The following is a 16,317-nucleotide window of genomic DNA, read 5'->3' on the forward strand; positions in this document are numbered from 1 at the left end:
ATGGGTGAGATGCCACTAGTCCCATACCCTTTTCTTCCCCTCGCACCTTCGTGGTAAAAATCCTCCCGGCATCGAAAGCGCACAGGCCCCAAAGCGGCATGCGGATCTGGGCCGCACCCGATGACACCTGTGGTACAATCTAGCAAACTGTACTGCCCACATGCGCCAGGAGGATGGTCCAATGCGCGACGACATCACCAACATCGCGATCGAGGATTACCTGCAGGATCTCATGCCCGAGCGCCCAGCCGCCTTTGCCGAGCTTGAGCGCCGCGCGCGCACCCGTGGGCTGCCGCTAGTCGGCCCGGTCGAGGGGCAGTTTCTGTACCTGATCGCCAAGAGCATGGGCGCTCGCGAGGCGCTGGAGATCGGCACCGCCACTGGCTACGCCGCCATGTGGCTGCTGCGCGCCATCGCGCCCTTGGGCGGCAGGCTCGACGCGATCGAGCGCAAGCCCGAGCGCATCCAGCTGGCCCGCGAGATGATCGGCGCGGCAGGCTACGGCGAGCACTTCTCCATCCACGAGGGCGAGTGGTTCCAGCAGCTACGCCTGCTGGCCGGGCCATACGACCTGATCTTCCTGGACATCCTGCGTAACCTGACCGACGAGGTCGAGATCCTGCAGGCGCTGGACATGTGCATCCCGCTCATCCGCCCCGGCGGCATGCTGATCGTGGACAATGTGCTGTGCAACGCGCTGGTGCTGGAGGAGGAAGATGCGGCCCCCACGGTGCGCGGTATCCAGCAGTTCAACCGCGCGATCATGCAGCACCCCGAGCTTGAGTCGGTGATCATCCCCGTGCGCGACGGCGTGGCGCTCTGCCGCAAGCTCGGCTGAGCCGCCGCCGCAAGCCACGCCGAAAAACCGGAGACATCGTGACGAGGTCTTCGGTTTTTTGTCGCCGCCACCTGTCAAACCGCAACGCAGCCCCACGGCATGCGCCTACCAGCGGGCCTCGGCCCAGCTATCTTTCTACCCTATATGCCTTCGCAAAGTGACTCGCAGCGCCGGATGACCGAACTGACCACGCTCAACGCACTCTCGCAGGTGCTGAATCAGGCCGAGGATGTGCGCGACGCGCTTGAGGCGTCGCTGCGCCATGTGGTCGATATGATGCAGCTGAACACCGGCTGGATCTTCCTGCGCGACGAGCACAGCATCTTCCGCCTAGTGGCCCGCTATGGGCTGCCGCCCGCGATCGACTACCCCGGCCCGGCCTGGAACGACTCGTGCGACTGCCAGGACATGTGCAACGACGGCAAGCTGACCAAGGCCGTGAACATGGTGCGGTGCAGCCGCCTGCGCTACGCGATCGGCGACAAGCGCGGGCTGTACCAGCACGCCTCGGTGCCGCTGCTGCTGGGCAACGAGCTGCTGGGCATCCTGAACGTGGCCACCACCGAGTTTGGCCGCTTCAACCCTGCCCAGCTGCAGCTGCTCTCCACCGTGGGCATGATGCTGGGGATCGCGATCACGCGCATGCGGCTCAACGAGCAGGTGAAGATCCGCCGCGTGCAGGAGCAGGCGATCATCCTGCAGCTCTCGCAGGATCTGCTGGAGTCGGACGCGATCGGATCGGCGCTGCACCGGATCGCGCGGGTGGGCGCGCGGCTGCTGGAGATCGAGGCCTGCGCCTTTGTGGTGGCCGACGAGGCTGCTGGTGTGGCACGGCTGGTGGCGGCGCACGGCTGGCGGTTCCTGCCCGCCAGCGGGCTGCCCGCCGCGCTGGATGAGCAGAACCCGCACCTGTGGTACCTGCCCGAGAAGAGCCACAGCCTGCACGAGGATGCGCTGGAGAGCCTGCCCAAGATGCTGTCGGCCCAGAAGTTCCGCAGCCACCTCTCCAAGGATGTAAGCATCGGCGGCGTGGTGGTGGGGCAGCTGATGGTCAACACTCGCAGCCACCGCAGCTTCAGCCAGGATGACGAGCAGCTGCTGGCCATGCTGGCTGCGCAGGCGGCGCAGGCGCTAGAGCGCGAGCGGCTGCAGCAGGAGTCGAACGAGCGGCAGCGGCTGGAGCAGGAGCTCGATCTGGCCAGCGATATCCAGGCCAGCTTCCTGCCCGAGCGCAACCCCAACGTGCCTGGGTTCGAGATCGCGGCGTTCTACCGCGCCGCGCGGCAGGTGGGCGGCGACTTCTACGACTTTATCGCGCTGGAGCGGGCCTCCGAGACGCCCAGCGGGCCACGCGCGCGCTGGGGCAAGCCCAGCGCCAGCCAGCCGCTGGATGGGCGACTGGGCGTGGTGATCGCCGACGTGACTGGCAAGGGCGTGCCCGCCGCGCTGTTCATGGTGCTCTCGCGCACGCTGCTACGGGCCAGCGCGCTGAGCGGGCGCAGCCCCGAGGATGTGCTGCACTTCGCCAACCGCATGCTGCTGGAGGATGCGCGCACGGGCCTGTTTGTCACCGCCTTCTACGGCATCATCGACCCGCCGAGCGGCGTGCTGAGCTTCGCCAGCGGCGGGCACTGCTACCCGGTGCTGTTCCGCGCGGCCAGCGGGCGCGCCCAGCTGCTAGAGGCGCAGGGGATCGTGCTGGGGGTGGTGCAGGAGCCGCGCTTCGAGCAGCGCAGCATCCGGCTAGACTACGGCGACGTGCTGGTGCTCTACACCGACGGCGTGACCGAGGCCATGAACTCGCGCCGCCAGCTGTTCGAGGATGAGCGGCTGGCCCAGGTGCTGGAGGCCTACCACCACCTGCCGCCGCAGCAGATCGTCGAGCGGATCACGGCGGCGGTCAGCGCCTTCGCGGGCAGCACGCCCCAGACCGATGACATCACCATGATCGTGATCAAGCGGCAGCCGCCCAGCGCCTAGCGCGGGCCGCCGCGAGCAGAAGGGGCGCGTGGCCAGGCTGGCCACGCGCCCCTTCTGCTGCGCTGCGATCACGGGCGGGGCTAGATGCCGCGCGGCCCCTGCTGGCTGGCCAGCACGCTGGCCATGGTGTGCGCGCCCCAGGCCAGCAGCCCGATCGTGCCCAGCACGCCGATGCTGGTGGCCCAGCCGCTGGTGATGCGGTGCAGCTGCAAAAACAGCGTGGCGTAGAGCGGCGCGCCCAGCAGGCCATGGATGAACAGGCTGAGCACCAGCGGCGTGGGCAGCAAGATCAGCAGCAGGCTGGTGAGCGCGTAGCGCTGCGACAGGATGAGCACCGAGAGCGTGCCAAGGGTGATCAGGGCGTTCATCAGCGCCGAGATCACGGCCAGCTGGATGCCGAAGGGCAGGTAGACCGCCGAGTCGTAGCTGAACCACATGGCCTTGGTGCCGAAGACCTCGATCAGCATATGGAAGACGACAAACAGCACAAACGCAAGCCAGCCGCTGAGATAGCCCGAGAACCACCATCCCACCCGGGTGAGGTAGAAGATCAGCAGCGCGGGCAGCACCAGCAGCCAGCCGCCCATCACCACCACGCCGGGCACCCCAAAGCCAAGGTAGGCGACCGCGCGTCCTAGGGCTGGGTCGTAGGAAAAGCGATAGAGCAGCTGCCAGAGCGGCGAGGCCAGCGTGCCAAACATACCTGCGAACAGCGCGATGCAGTACATCGGGCTATGCTCGCGCCACCACAGATACACCGACAGGGCAAACAGCACTACGGTCAGGATCGTGATCACAAGCTGCACAGCGCTCTACTCCCACTCGTATGCGCGCACCTGCCCGCCCGAAAGCGTGAAGAGCTGATCGGTCAGGCCGTGCTGGCGCTGGGCGGAATCCGACTGGATCTGGATGGCGATATTGCTCAAGATGTCGGGGTCGGCGTCGCTGAAGGCGATCAGGAAATCGCGGTTGGGGATGCCGATCACCAAATTACCGGGGGTGTGCTGCGCCCAGCTCTCCAGCAGGTCGAACAGCAGCATCCGGGTGGCGTCGTAGCCATCCCCGCTGTTGAAGATGAACAGGCGCTGCTCGGCCTGGCCGCTGCTGACCGCGCTGATCTCGCCTGTGCGGCGGCGCAGGTTCTCCACCGCCTGCTCGTGCAGATCCTGCACGTTCACATCCCAGCGCTCCAGGTGCTCCTCGTTGATATAGGTGACGCCGCCCTGCTCCTCGACCACGTAGGTGATGATCAAGTCGGCGAGGAAATCGCGGTAGGCCAGCATGGGCAGGTTGCGCTCGCGCACCCCCACCAGCAGATCGACGCGCTTGAGCATAGGGAAGATGCGGTCGGCCAGCGTGGTGTAGTCGCTCTCGCCCGATGGGCGCTGCTCGCCCTGGATCACGCGCACCAGCGTCTGCACGATCGCATCCAGCAGCTCGGGGCGCTTCTGGTAGGCCTCAAAGAAGGGCTGCAGATCGCACTCCACCGGCTCATCGGCCACGCTCAGCCGCATCTGCATACCCTCGCGGTAGAGCGGCACAATCTCGTCGAAAAGCGTCAGCCGCTTCTCTAGGTAGGTGGCAAACTGCTCGGCGTCCATCACGCCAATCACATCATCTGCTTCCATGGGGAACCATTCCTCTAGATAGCGTAGGCGAGGGCGGCGCTTGCCACGCCACCCTCGCCAGGGAGATCAGGGGTGGGCTTCTAGACGACCTGGGTGCCCTGCCAGGCGGCCTGAAGCTCGGTGATCGAGGCCTGCACCAGCGGCGCGGCACCGTGGGCGATCCGCAGCTCGCCAGCGGCGGTGACCTCGCCGATGTCGGCGGCGGGCAGGCCAGCCAGCGCGGCCTCGAAGGCGGCGGCGTCCTGCGGGCGCACCTCCACCAGGAAGCGCGTGGGCGACTCGGAGAACAGCAGCGCCTCGCCCGCCAGCGGGCCGCTGGCCGGGGCCTTGGCCAGATCAAGCGCTAGGCCGAGGCCACCAGCGAAGGACATCTCGGCGGCGGCCACGGCTAGGCCGCCCTCGCTCAGATCGTGGCAGGAGCGCACCAGACCGGCCTGGATGGCCTGGTGGAGCGCAGCCAGCAGCGCGGGTGCGGTGGCCAGATCGACCTTGGGCAGGCCGGATGCCGCCGGGCTATGCGCGCCCAGCCGCTCATCCTTGGTGAGGCCCACCGCGTAGATGCGGTTGCCCGCCTCCTTCACATCCATCGTCACCGACTTGGCCACGTCGGGCACATGGGCTAGGGCGGTGATCAGCAGCGTGGGCGGGATGGCGTGGCGCGCGCCATCTGCGCCGCGGTACTCGTTGTTCAGCGAGTCCTTGCCGGAGATGAAGGGCGTGCCGTAGGCCAGCGCGGCGTCGTAGCAGCCCGCCACGGCGCGCACCAGCCCGGCCATCCGGTCGGTCAGGCGCGGGTCGCCCCAGCAGAAGTTGTCGAGCACGGCGGCGCGACGCGGGTCGCCGCCCACGGCCACCACGTTGCGCAGCGCCTCATCCACCACGGCCAGCGCCATCCAGTAGGGGTCTACCTCGCCGTAGCGCGGGTTGATGCCGCTGGCCAGCGCGAAGCCCTCGGGGCTGGTGGGCAGTGGCCGCAGCACCGCCGCGTCGCCGGGGCCAGATCGCTCGACGCCCACCAGGGGCTTCACCACGGTGCGCCCGCCGACCTCGTGGTCGTAGGTGCGGATGATCGGCTCCTTGGATGCGATATTGGGGTGGGCCAGCAGGCGCTTCAGCTCTTGGGTGGGGTCGGCGGGCGCTGGCGCGGCAGCGGGCGCGGCGGGCGCGGCCCACTCGGCGGCCAGCTGGCGCTGCGGGCGGCCATCGTGCACGAAGGCCATGGCCATGTCCACCACGGTCGCGCCGCGATGCAGCACCGTCAGGCGGCCATCGCCGGTGAACTCGCCGATCACGGTGGCCTCGACATCCTCGGCCTCGCAGAGCGCCAGCAGCTCGGGCAGGTGCGGCTGCGGCACCGAGATGACCATGCGCTCCTGGGCCTCGGAGAGCCAGATCTCCCAGGGCTGCAGGCCAGCGTATTTCAGCGGCACATCGTCCAAGATCACGCGCACGCCGGTCTCGGCCCCCATCTCGCCCACGGCGGAGGAAAGGCCGCCCGCGCCGCAGTCGGTGATCGCGCTGTAGAGGCCACGGTCGCGGGCCTGCAGCAGCACATCTAGCACCTTCTTTTCGGTGATCGGGTCGCCGATCTGCACCGCGCTGCCCACATCCTGGGCGGTGGTGTGGGTCAGCTCCACCGACGAGAAGGTCGCGCCGTGGATGCCGTCGCGGCCAGTGCGGCCGCCCAGCACCACCACGGCGTCGCCGGGCTGGAGGTGGTGGGGGTTGCTGCCGCGCGGCGCGAGGCCCACGGTGCCGCAGAACACCAGCGGGTTGGCAGTGTAGCCCTCCTCGTACAGCACCGCGCCGTTCACGGTGGGGATGCCCAGCTTGTTGCCGTAGTCGCGCACGCCCGCCACCACGCCCGACGCGATGGTGCGCGGGTGCAGCACGCCGCTGGTCAGGTCGGCCTCGGGCAGGTCCAGCGGGCCGAAGCACAGCACGTCGGTGTTGGCGATCGGCTTGGCCGACACCCCCAGCACGTCGCGGATCACGCCGCCCACGCCGGTGTTCGCGCCACCGAACGGCTCAAGCGCCGAGGGGTGGTTGTGGGTCTCGACCTTGATCGAGACCTCGTGGTCGGGGCCAAACGCCACAATGCCTGCGTTGTCCACAAACACCGAGAGAACCCACGGGTCGGTGTGGCTGGCCAGGATCTCGTTGGTGGACTTGATCAGGAAGGTTTTGATCAGGCTGTCGATCGCCACCTCGCCAGGCTGGGCCAGCTGGGCCAGCGCCGGATAGCGCTGCGCGTCGGCGGGCAGCGAGCTGTCGCCCGCCGAGCGGTAGCGCACCTTGGCCTTGAAGGTCTTGTGCGAGCAGTGCTCGCTCCATGTCTGGGCCAGCGTCTCCAGCTCGCCGTCGGTGGGCTGGCGACCCTCGGCGCGGAAGAAGGCCTGGATGGCGCGCATCTCCTCAAGATCCAGCGCCAGAATGCCCTCGCGGCTGATCCGCAGCAGCTCCTCGTCGTCCGCGTCCAGCATGTCCACGCGGGCGATGTGCGGCGTGGTGTCGGCAGGCGTCTGCAGCAGGTGGGTGTAGAACGCGGCGCGCTGGGCCAGCACATCCGCGCCGCCGCGCAGGGTGATGGCGGTCTGCACCAGCGGGTTGCAGACCTCGCGCAGCACGGCCTCGGCCTGGGCGTCGGGGCTGGCGGCGAGGTGGCGGCGCAGCGTGCGGACCACGTGCGGCACGGGCAGGCCAAGGCGCTCGGCGCCGATGCGGATGCTCTCGGCCTCGTTGTCGGTCACACCGGGCAGGTAGGCGACCTCGATCCCCCACGCGCCCTCGGGCAGCGCCAGATCGTCAAGCGCGCCCAGCGGCGACACCGCGGCATCCTGCACCACTGGGTCGTGCAGCAGCTCGGCGGTAAACCGCTGGATGGTCGCGGCGTCCATATCGGCATCGATCAGATAGAGTTGGTGCGGGGCAGCGCTCGAAAGTCGCGAGCGCACGGTGACGAGGAATTGGGCCATAGCTTCGTTTTATCCCATCGTGGAAGGCTTGCTATCGACTGCGATGGGATTGTACCACAAGTGGGTACGCCGCCTGGGCGCGCGGCGGGGCAGGATGCAGCGCTAGGCGCGGGCCTGTCGCTGGCAGAGCTGGCAGAGGCCGTAGGCCTCCAGCCAGTGGCCCTCGATGCGGAAGTTGAGGCGCTTGGCCAGGCCGCCCAGCAGCGCATCGATGTCGCAGCCCTCGAAGGCGATCACCTGGCCGCAGCTCTTGCACACCAGGTGGTGCTGGTGGCCTTGCTCCACCGGCACATAGGCGTGCTCGGCCTCGGCGGCGGTCTCTTTGTTGCGGCTCCAGTGCACGCGGGCCAGCCAGCTGGCCTCGACCAGCAGGTCGACCGTGCGGTACACGGTGGCCCGCCCGATCACGCAGTCGGCGGCGGGCTGCGCGCCGATGTCGATCCAGAGCTGCTCGGCGGTGAAGGGCTGGGTGTACTGGCTGATGCGCTCTAGGATCGCGCGGCGCGGCCCAGTCACGCGGTGGCCGCTGGCGCTTAGCGATGCGAGCACTCGATCAACCCAGTTCATCCCCTTGCTCCTTCCTTTAGCGGTGTGCCCTGCATTATAGCACGGAGCGCCGAGGCTTTGGCCTTCACCATGGCCATATCCACTTATGTCCACCACAATCCTTCGTATCGCGAAATGAAATCGCTTGTTTATCTTCACACCCTTGAACCTGGGCAGGACTCCCGTATAATGCATGCATGACTGTGGTCCTAATTCAGAATAGTACTAGCGTTCATAAAATACGGTTAGAGCCTAGTCCTATTTGGCTATTCCTAACGTTTATGTTTACTATGGAGGAACAAAGGCACCCCAGATCAATCACCAAAGAGATGATGAGCGGCGCAGCTCGGGATCGCCCCAGAATCGCTGCCGCCATCTCGCCCACGGGGTGGCTTTTTCGCGCCTCGGGCCGGGCAGCTTATCCGTTCTCACCAAAAGGACAGGTTCTCTATGCGCTCTGTTGACACCCTCCGCTGGATGTTCTGCGGTGCCCTGCTGGCCGGGCTGCTGCCTGCCATCACGGCGCACGCGGTCGATCTGCCGCCCAGCAACACCACCGCCTTTGTCCAGACCAGCGGACCAGAGGCGAGCCTTGCCACCGGCGATTTCTACACCAGCACCAGCGGGGGAAACAGCGCGGTAGGCCATGAATTTCAGATCTACGTCCCATGCACGTGGCCCGCTGGGCTTTCGCTCACCTTCGCCCTCTTCGACCCCGAGGTTATGGAGCCAGATCCGGCCAGCGGCATCCTGGCCGATGACGAGATCCGCGACAACAGCACCCCGCCCGCCGAGACCACCGACACCAGCTACGCCGACAGCACCAGCTTCACGCTGACGACCGCAGGTGGCACGGTGTATAGCCAGACCTACACGCCCAACGGCGGCAGCAACCAGCGCTGGGTCGAGCTGGCCACACTCACGCCCAGCGCCGCCGCCAGCGGCTGCGGCGAGTACACCCTAACCACCAAGACCGAAAAGAATGACGACAACGCCTGGGTGCTGCGGCTCGGCCACGACCCCGACTGCGTGGGCGGCGCGTGCGGCGGCATCAGCAGCGCGGCCTCGGCCCTGCTGGGCAACGCCAACCTGGTGGATGACCCCGATGGCGTGGTGGGCAGCGGCGACGAGCTGGTGCTGGGCATGCTGCACACCTCGTTTCAGCAGTACCCCGACGCCAGCGCCGCGCCCACCGATCTGTCGTGCCAAGATTTCTACACCTTCGTGGGCCTCGGGCTGCCCAGCGTCACCTTTAACAACTTCGACCTCGACCGCGATGTGATGGGCCGCGAATCGGTAAGCTACTACCCGCCCGCTGGCTCCAGCTACCCCAGCGAGATCGTGGGCAGCGTCTCGAAAAATATGCTGTGGAACAACCCGCCCAGCCCCGACACTATCGGCGGCGTGCCCCAGCGCGGCGGCGACAGCTTCACCATCGGCGCGCAGGATGTGGGCTGGTGGCGCATGCGCGTCTGCGTGGAGTACCCGTCGGCCACCGCGTTCAAGAACCAATATGTGGTCGAGGCATCCTCGGGCGTGCTATTCTTCAACCAGCCGCCCACGCCCGTGATCACGCTGGCCAAGAGCGACGGCGTGACCCAGGCGCTACGCGGCCAGCAGCTGACCTACGCGCTCAACTTCGCCAACACCTCGGACAGCACGGCCACGCCCGGCTCGGCCCACCATGTCGAGCTGGTGGACACCCTGCCCGACGGGCTGACCTACCTGGGCTGCGCGATCGACGCGCCGTTCACGGGCAGCTGCGCGCTCAGCGGCCAGCAGGTGCGCTTCAGCCTGAACGAGCCGATCATGGCCGGACAGCGCGGCAGCGTGCGCGTGATGGCGCAGGTGGATGCCGACGCACCCCAGCAGCTTGAGAACATCGCGCAGATGAGCTTCGACGACTCGATCGGCAACCCCTACCCGCCGATCATCACCACCGATCTCGACCGCGTGCCCGCCGCAGGGCCGCCCACCGCCATCACCCTGGCCAGCCTCACCGCCACGCGGGCGGGCGGCAAAGCCACGGTGGCGTGGCGCACCGCTGCCGAGCAAGACACGGTGGGCTTCTACGTGCTGCGCGGCACCACCAGCGCGGGCGCGGCGCGGGTCTCGCCGCTGGTGGCGGCCCGGGGTGTCCAGGGCGGCAGCTACACCTGGCAGGACAGCGCGCCGGTAGATGGCGAGCGCTACTGGCTGGAGGAGATCACGGCAGAGGGCGCGGGCCAGCGCTACGGCCCAGCGGCAGTCGGTGGCCCCGCCGCCGCGCCAAGCCACATCTACCTCCCGCTGGTGACGCACTGATGCACGGCGCTCCAGCCCGCCGCGCTCGATCGAGCGCGGCGGGCTGGAGCCATGGCGGTAGCGAATCGGTGTATCATAAGAGGGTCATCCTGCCCAAACCACACGCACCAAGGGATAGCCATGCGCCACCACCGCCCGCTCGTGCTTTTGATTCTGCTTCTCTGCAGCTGCTGGCCTGCCGCCACCAGCGTCGCCGCCCCCGCATCCCAGGCCTACGAGATCGCCTGGGATGCGGCGGAAAGCCTACCCCTGGTCGACTATGGGGCCATCCAGCTGCCCATGCGCCTGATCACGCTGCGCACCACGGGCCAGCCGCAGCAGCCCGCCATCACCCAGCTGCAATCGGCCCCCAGCAACGAGCCGATCCGCCGCGTACCCCAGCCCCCGCCGGGCGCGACCGACCGGCTGCCCGAGCAGCCCGTGTTCATCATCGCGCGCGGCACACAGCGCGGCGTGAGCATGGTGGTGGTGGCGATCAGCCCGCTCTACCAGAGCGGCGGCGTGGCCATGCGAGCCACCGCGCTGCGCGCCAGCCTGGCAGGGGCGCAGGCGCTGGGCGAGGCCCCGGCCATGGGCACGCGCGGCCAGCAGGGCATCGCCGCGCCCACGCCCAGCCCGATCACCACGAAGGCCGCCACCAAGCTGGTCGTCTCGACAGCGGGGATCCAGCAGGTCGCCGGAGGGCAGCTGCCCAGCGCGGCGATCGCGCAGCTGCGGCTCTGGAAGGGCGAGATGCAGATCGCGCTGGAGGTGAACGACGCCGATGGCAATGGCGTGCTGGGCGCGGGCGACACGCTGTTCTTCTACGCCCCCACAGTCGGCGACCGCTGGAACCGCAGCGACACCTACTGGCTCACCGCCGACGGGCGGCAGGCGGCGCTGCGCATCGGCGCGAGCACGGCGCCCGCCAGCGGCAGCCCGCGCACCAGCGCCTACGAGCTAGGCACCTGGCGCAGGCCCGCCCTCTACGACTCGCAGTACCCCGGCCCGCAGCAGGATCACTGGTTCTCGGGGCGGCTCAGCTCGTTCAACCAGTTCCAGGACACCGCGCGGATCACCGCCACGCTCGATCTGCGTCTGCCCCGCATCGCCGGGACCGCCACCTACACCATCACTGGCGCAGTGCGCGACGCCCAATCGAAGACCGCCAGCCACACGCTGCGCGTGAGCACCGGCAGCGCATCCGGCCAGATCAGCTGGGCCAGCGGCGGCAGCTGGTCGCAGCGCATCCCGCTGGCGCAAAATGGCCCGCAGCTGATCATCAGCGCCGTCAACGGGCCGACCTACGACGACATCCTGATCGATCAGATCGCATGGGCGATGCCCGCCACCCTCGACTTTAGCGCGGGCGGGGCCTCGTTCCTGACAACGGTCGCAGGGGCCTACCAGCTGGCCGGGCTCGGCGGCGCGCGGCTCTACGACATCACCAGCCCTGCCGCGCCGGGGCGCATCGCGATCAGCGGCAGCGCCTTCCAGGCCAAGGCCGGGCACCGCTATCTAGTGGCCAAGGGCGGCACGCTGGGCACTCCCGCCGTGGCTGCCTACACCCCACCCGACCTCGGCGCGGCGCTGACGGCCCAGGTCATCTACATCGCCCCCAGCGAGTGGGCCAGCGCCCTCGCGCCGCTGGTGGCGCTGCGGCAGGGCCAGGGCTACCAGGTGGCTATGGTCGACCCGCAGGCGATCTACGACACATGGGGCGGCGGCCAGCTCGGCCCCGAGGCCATCCGCAGCTTCCTGCGCGCGGCCTACGCCCAGGGCGGCGGGCGGCTGGTGGCCGCCACCCTAGTGGGCGACGGCACCAACGACCCCTTCGACTACGCGCGCCCGACCAGCGACGAGCAGGCCAACAACATCAATATCATCCCGCCCTATCTCGCGCCGGTCGACCCCTGGATCGGCGAGACCGCCTGCGAGACCTGCTATGCCCAGCTGGATGGCAGCTCGCCGCTGGATGATACCCTACCCGACATCCTGATCGGGCGCATCCCGGCCAAGGATGCGACCCAGGTGGGCGATATCGCCGCCAAGATCGTGCGCTATGAGAGCAGCTTGCCCAGCCCGGAGTTCGCCTCGCGCGTCGGCTTCGTGGCCGACAACTACAACCAGGCCGACGGCAGCCAGGATAGCGCAGGCGACTTCGCGGCCATGGCCGACGAGATCGCCAACATGGCACCTAGTAAGATCACCACGGCCCGCATGTACTACGACCCAACGGTAGCGCGCAGCGGCATCTACGAGCCAAGCGCGCAGCAGGCCTACAGCCGCACGCGCAGCCTGCTCGACGGCGGGGCCGCCCTGGTCAACTATATCGGCCACGGCTATGTGACCCAGTGGGGCGTGACCGATGTGGCGGCCAGCCCCAACACGCTGCTCTCGCTCTACGACCCGGATAGCTTCACAAACAGCGCCAATATGCCGATCGTGCTCTCGATGACATGCCTCACCAGCGCATTCCAGGCCCCTAACTTCTACAGCACCTCGATCGACGAGCGGCTGCTGATCCGGCGCGAGGGTGGTGCGGTGGCCACCTGGGGTTCCAGCGGCGAGGGCGTGGTGCTGGGCCACCGCGCCCTGCAGCGCGGCTTCTACCAGGCGCTGTGGCAGGGGCTGCCCGCGCAGCCGAGCGTAGGCGCGCTGGCACAGGCGGGCTACGCCGAGCTGCTGAGCAGCGACCCGACCGCAGAATCGGCGATCCGCACCTTCCTCATCCTGGGCGACCCGCTGACGCCAGCCCGCGTGGCCCAGGCCGACCACATGTTCCTGCCCCTTGTGATGCGTTAGGGTGAATACCACGGGCAGCTGGTTTCTTGCATCCAGCTGCCTGTGGTATTCATGCGGCTGGACTGATCACAGAAAAGACACGCTACCAAACTTCTGGCAACAGTGGTATACTGGGCCAGGCTCCAAAGTTCCAAAACACGCACAGAACTTACGCGTATATCCCTGTATCTCGCTGCTCTTCGCAAGCACACGCAGTGGGGTCATCGCGATCACCTCACCGACCAAACAAAACCCAGATCCTAACCACCACGACATCGATCACGCTTGTTTCCGCACCTCTCGTATGCAAAGAAGGGCATGCTATGGAACACTTCTTTCTGTCGATTCGGTCGAGCAACAACGAGACCGTCATACGAGGGCGGCTGCTCAAAGGCGGGGCGATCATTGTCGCGCTCACCGTGATCATTGTCGCGCTCGTGGTGATCAGCAGGCCCCAGAGGCAATCGATCGGCATCCTGACTCCGATCTTCCTGCTCGAGATCGCGATCTGCGCGCTCACCTTTGCTATGGCTCACTATGGCGCAGTCAACCCCGGCGGGTTCCTGCTCTGCATTACGCTGATTGTAGCCAACGTGGTCATCTCCTGGGTGCTGCGCCAGGTCAACCCGCTGTATGGCCTCACCTCGGATGTGCACCTCTTTCCCATCCTAATCTCGGGCATGGTCATCGGCAGCTCAGCCGTACCTATCTTCGGCCTGATGCCAGTGTTCGCGCTGCTGCTGCTCTACGTGATGGGCGAGAACATCCAGACCCAGATCAGCCCCACCATCATCATCACGATGGCGGCTGGCATGTTCTGGCTGATCGTGCGCACGCTTGAGCGCTCGCTCCACGACGCCCGCGCCAAAACCGCCGAGGCGCAGACCGCCCAGCGCAACCTTGAGCAGCAGCAGCAGGCCCTGCTTGAGGCCAACCAGAGCCTCTCCAGCAACAACGAGCAGATCAACAAGCTCTTCAGCCTCGTCAACGATCTGGAGACCCCGCTCATCCCGGTGCTCGACGGGGTGCTGGTGCTGCCGCTGGTGGGGCATATCGACGCGCAGCGCACCAGCCGCATCAGCAGCATGGTGCTGCACCAGATGTACAGCCAGCGCGCCCACACGCTGATCGTCGATCTGACTGGCGTAACGATGGTGGATGGCGCGGTGGTGGAGTGGATCGACCAGCTGGGGCACGGCATCCGCCTGATCGGGGCACGCACGCTCGTCACCGGCATGCGCGCCGAGATGGCCTACACCATGGCCATGGAGGATGTGGGCACCGAGGGCATTCGCGCCGTCGGGCGGCTGCAAGATGGCATCCGCATGGTGCTGCGCGGGGCCTAGCGCAGCGCAAACACGCTGAGCGCGGCCAGCGCAAACAGGGCCAGAAAGCCAAGCTGTGCCGCAGTGGCCTGGCCGCGCAGGCGGGCGGGCAGCGCGGCGCGCAGGCCCAGCACCAGCACGCAGGCGCTGGGCAGCGCCGCCACCAGCGTGTAGCGGCCAAAGCTCCAGAACATGGTGCCAGGGAAGGGCTGGCTGTGCACCCGCAGCAGGGCCACGCCCCAGCCCAGCGCCACGGCGGCGGCGCACAGCAGCCACGGCAGCGGCGCACCGCCCTGCCCCACGCGCCGCACCGCCCAGCGGCAGGCCCCCAGCAGCGCCAGCAGCACCAGCAGCACCAGCGGCGTAAACCAGCCGGGGCCGACCGCATACTGGCCCCACCCGAAGATCCCCCACGATCCAATCAGCAGCAGCCAGAGCTGGCGCGGGTAGACCGCCGCCACCCAGCGCCAGTTGCCCAGGCTGCTCAGGGTCTGGGCCAGCCCGGCCTGGCCCAGCGAGCGCTCGGCTCGGCGGGCCAGCGGCGCAGGCAGCGGCACGATCCGGCGCTCGGCCTCGGGGTTGCGCGCCAGGTTGGGGCCGCCCGCCGCATCCAGCAAGCCCGGCTCGAACACACCATCGGGCGCGGGGGTGTCGGCCAGCGGCGCAGCGCCACCTGTCAGCGCCACCCCATCGATCTGCAGCATCACATCCATATCGGCACCGCGCAGCGCAATAGCCACCGGCTGCGTATTCTCCGCCAGCTCCAGCGTGGCGCTCACCAGCCGCCACTCGGGGCCGAGCGCCACGGTGGGCTGGGCGCTCTGGTCGCCCACGTGCAGCGCCAGCGGCTGCGCCTCCAGCGGTCGCTCGGCCCACACCCAGGCGCTCACGGTCAGCGCGCGGGCGTCGAGCGTGCCCAGGCGATAGGGGTAGACCTGCTGGTTCAGCTGCTCGCCCTGGGCCAGCGCGAAGGCCTCGCCGCCGCTGTAGGCCGCAGGAGCGTGGCGGGTGAGCGCGGCGGCGCTGCCCTGCCAGTCGGCCAGCGGCCAGGGCTGGGCGACCAGCCAGGCCAGCGCGGCGACCGCCGCAGCGGCGCACGCGCCCAGCGCCGCCCGCCGCACCAGCGCAGGCGCCACCCCCAGCCAGGCCAGCGGGATGACCAGCGAGTAGAGCAGCAGTGTGCGCTTGACGTTCCAGGCCAGCAGCAGCACCAGCGCACACAGCAGCGCCGTGCGCCAGCCGGGCCGCCGCGTCGCCGCCAGCGCCGCCAGCAGCACCAGGGCCGCCACCGGGCTGGCCAGCACATCGCTGTTCACCCCGCTCATGTTGTCGGCTAGGGCAGGCTGAAGGGCCAGCGCCGCCAGCACGGCGCAGCGCAGCTGCCAGCGCCCGCCCAGCAGCAGGCGCAGCGCGCCCCAGGCCGCCGCAAACAGCAGCGCCCCCATGGCCAGGCCCACGCCGCGCGCCGCGTAGAGCTGCGGCTCGATCGGCTGGCCGCGCCAGGGCTGGGTGGCCAGCGCCACCAGCGCATAGTAGAGCGGCGGGTGGCCGCGCTCGTTGATGCCCAGCGATAGGTCGGGATCATCCAGGTCGGGGGCGGTCAGCGGCAGATCGGGGTTCTGGTAGAAGCCATGGGCCAGCATCGACGCGGCGATTGTGCGGCGCAGCTCGGGGATCTGCTCGTCGTGGGTGGGCAGGCGGCCCAGATCGCGGATGAGCAGGGCGTACTCAAGGTGGGTCGGCTCGTCGTAGTGCTGCCAGGGCGGCACCAGCCAGATATAGAGCAGAATGTGCAGCAGAAACAGCGCGCCCAGCGCGATCGCAGCTGGCCGCTCGCGGGTAGAGTGAGGCATGGGCATTGCAGGGCTTGGCGCGCGGCGTCACCGCGCGCCAAGATAGGCTAGCAGCCCGCAGCGATTCGCCCGTGCGCCAGGCGCACAGCGGGAGAGTTGGGGGCG

At 68.3% G+C, this 16,317-nt stretch carries 10 protein-coding genes; 5 read left to right on the top strand and 5 right to left on the bottom strand.

The genetic code is table 11. The annotated features are described in order from the left end of the window. Nucleotides 1-181: 181 nt before the first annotated feature. Both F8S13_17405 and F8S13_17410 read left to right on the top strand, forming a co-directional pair. Nucleotides 182-838 carry an O-methyltransferase gene (locus F8S13_17405; GenBank protein ID KAB8141908.1) on the top strand — a complete coding sequence of 219 codons (657 nt, stop codon included), beginning with the start codon at nucleotides 182-184 and terminating at the stop codon, nucleotides 836-838. 144 nt (nucleotides 839-982) lie between these two features. Continuing rightward, the gene (locus tag F8S13_17410; protein KAB8141909.1) at nucleotides 983-2,818 is read left to right on the top strand and encodes a SpoIIE family protein phosphatase; all 1,836 of its coding nucleotides are present in this window, start codon (nucleotides 983-985) and stop codon (nucleotides 2,816-2,818) included. A gap of 80 nt (nucleotides 2,819-2,898) precedes the next feature. Here the strand turns inward: F8S13_17410 and F8S13_17415 are convergent, their stop codons facing one another. The 4 genes from F8S13_17415 to F8S13_17430 all read right to left on the bottom strand — a co-directional run bounded on the left by F8S13_17415 (nucleotide 2,899) and on the right by F8S13_17430 (nucleotide 7,988). Beyond that, nucleotides 2,899-3,624, bottom strand: a complete 726-nt coding sequence (locus F8S13_17415) for a hypothetical protein (GenBank protein ID KAB8141910.1) — start codon at nucleotides 3,622-3,624, stop codon at nucleotides 2,899-2,901. 6 nt (nucleotides 3,625-3,630) lie between these two features. Next, the gene (locus F8S13_17420) at nucleotides 3,631-4,446 is read right to left on the bottom strand and encodes a DUF1444 family protein (GenBank protein ID KAB8141911.1); all 816 of its coding nucleotides are present in this window, start codon (nucleotides 4,444-4,446) and stop codon (nucleotides 3,631-3,633) included. Nucleotides 4,447-4,526: 80 nt separating this feature from the next. After that, nucleotides 4,527-7,421, bottom strand: a complete 2,895-nt coding sequence (purL, locus tag F8S13_17425) for a phosphoribosylformylglycinamidine synthase subunit PurL (protein ID KAB8141912.1) — start codon at nucleotides 7,419-7,421, stop codon at nucleotides 4,527-4,529. A 102-nt stretch (nucleotides 7,422-7,523) separates the two neighbouring features. Next, the gene (locus tag F8S13_17430) at nucleotides 7,524-7,988 is read right to left on the bottom strand and encodes a transcriptional repressor (GenBank protein KAB8141913.1); all 465 of its coding nucleotides are present in this window, start codon (nucleotides 7,986-7,988) and stop codon (nucleotides 7,524-7,526) included. 429 nt (nucleotides 7,989-8,417) lie between these two features. Between F8S13_17430 and F8S13_17435 the strand changes: the two genes are divergently transcribed. The 3 genes from F8S13_17435 (at nucleotide 8,418) to F8S13_17445 (ending at nucleotide 14,380) form a co-directional block, all read left to right on the top strand. Continuing rightward, the gene (locus F8S13_17435) at nucleotides 8,418-10,271 is read left to right on the top strand and encodes a hypothetical protein (GenBank protein KAB8141914.1); all 1,854 of its coding nucleotides are present in this window, start codon (nucleotides 8,418-8,420) and stop codon (nucleotides 10,269-10,271) included. Nucleotides 10,272-10,391: 120 nt separating this feature from the next. Continuing rightward, nucleotides 10,392-13,055, top strand: a complete 2,664-nt coding sequence (locus F8S13_17440) for a hypothetical protein (GenBank protein ID KAB8141915.1) — start codon at nucleotides 10,392-10,394, stop codon at nucleotides 13,053-13,055. 302 nt (nucleotides 13,056-13,357) lie between these two features. Next, entirely contained in the window at nucleotides 13,358-14,380 is a 1,023-nt protein-coding gene (locus tag F8S13_17445) for an STAS domain-containing protein (protein KAB8141916.1), read from the top strand. Here the strand turns inward: F8S13_17445 and F8S13_17450 are convergent. Then, nucleotides 14,377-16,212: a hypothetical protein gene (locus F8S13_17450; protein KAB8141917.1), complete on the bottom strand. Its 1,836-nt coding sequence runs from the start codon at nucleotides 16,210-16,212 to the stop codon at nucleotides 14,377-14,379. The genes F8S13_17445 and F8S13_17450 overlap by 4 nt on opposite strands. Between the last annotated feature and the right edge of the window lie 105 nt (nucleotides 16,213-16,317).

This window comes from Chloroflexia bacterium SDU3-3 (assembly GCA_009268125.1).
In the GTDB taxonomy this organism is placed as follows: Bacteria; Chloroflexota; Chloroflexia; order Chloroflexales; family Roseiflexaceae; genus SDU3-3.

What these genes read in the sequence shown, in the direction of transcription:
- F8S13_17405 (KAB8141908.1), top strand. Translation starts at nt 182, where the DNA reads ATGCGCGACGACATCACCAACATCGCGATCGAGGATTACCTGCAGGAT.
- F8S13_17410 (KAB8141909.1), top strand. Translation starts at nt 983, where the DNA reads ATGCCTTCGCAAAGTGACTCGCAGCGCCGGATGACCGAACTGACCACG.
- F8S13_17420 (KAB8141911.1), bottom strand. Translation starts at nt 4,446, where the DNA reads ATGGAAGCAGATGATGTGATTGGCGTGATGGACGCCGAGCAGTTTGCC.
- purL (KAB8141912.1), bottom strand. Translation starts at nt 7,421, where the DNA reads ATGGCCCAATTCCTCGTCACCGTGCGCTCGCGACTTTCGAGCGCTGCC.
- F8S13_17430 (KAB8141913.1), bottom strand. Translation starts at nt 7,988, where the DNA reads ATGAACTGGGTTGATCGAGTGCTCGCATCGCTAAGCGCCAGCGGCCAC.
- F8S13_17435 (KAB8141914.1), top strand. Translation starts at nt 8,418, where the DNA reads ATGCGCTCTGTTGACACCCTCCGCTGGATGTTCTGCGGTGCCCTGCTG.
- F8S13_17440 (KAB8141915.1), top strand. Translation starts at nt 10,392, where the DNA reads ATGCGCCACCACCGCCCGCTCGTGCTTTTGATTCTGCTTCTCTGCAGC.
- F8S13_17445 (KAB8141916.1), top strand. Translation starts at nt 13,358, where the DNA reads ATGGAACACTTCTTTCTGTCGATTCGGTCGAGCAACAACGAGACCGTC.
- F8S13_17450 (KAB8141917.1), bottom strand. Translation starts at nt 16,212, where the DNA reads ATGCCTCACTCTACCCGCGAGCGGCCAGCTGCGATCGCGCTGGGCGCG.